1 protein-coding gene is annotated in these 547 nt (G+C 44.6%); it reads left to right on the top strand.

The genetic code is table 11. The annotated features are described in order from the left end of the window. Positions 1–8: 8 nt before the first annotated feature. A partial coding sequence (locus BN338_RS10200; protein ID WP_280109533.1) for a PmbA/TldA family metallopeptidase occupies positions 9–547 on the top strand: 539 nt, incomplete at its 3' end.

The following is a 547-nucleotide window of genomic DNA, read 5'->3' as shown; positions in this document are numbered from 1 at the left end:
CGGTTTCATTGGTGGAAGCAGCAAGGCGTTCTGGGGCGGATGCTGCTGATGCTGTTATTGTTCATACACATTCCACCAGTGTATCTGTTCGTTTTGGGAAAGTCGAATCGACAGAAGCAGCTGAGAGCAATGATTTCACTCTGAGGGTTTTTGTTGGAAAGAAAGTGGCAAGTGTTTCTGCTAATTTAGCGTCTTATCCACAAGAACTCGCAGAACGTGCTGTGGCTATGGCTAAAGCTTCTCCCGATAGTTTATTTGAAGGTTTGGCAGATAAAGAGTGTTTGGTTAAGCATCCTAAAGATCTTGATCTTTTTGATGATTTTGTACCAAGCAGCCATTTTTTAACAGAAGATGCTTTAAAAACAGAGGCAGCAGCTCTTGAAGTTAAAGGTGTAAGCAATTCTGGTGGCGCTGCAACAGCTTATGGCCGTAGTGGGTTTATTCTTGTGACCAGCGATGGTTTTTGTGGAGCTTATCGCTCCAGTTGCTTTTCACGTTCTTGCAGTGCTCTTGCGGGTGAAGGGACACAGATGGAGCGGGATTATGA

This window comes from Bartonella queenslandensis AUST/NH15 (assembly GCF_000312585.1).
Lineage (GTDB): Bacteria > Pseudomonadota > Alphaproteobacteria > Rhizobiales > Rhizobiaceae > Bartonella > Bartonella queenslandensis_A.
The sequence above is the reverse complement of the archived record's forward strand: the minus strand, read 5'-3'. Positions and strand labels throughout refer to the sequence as shown.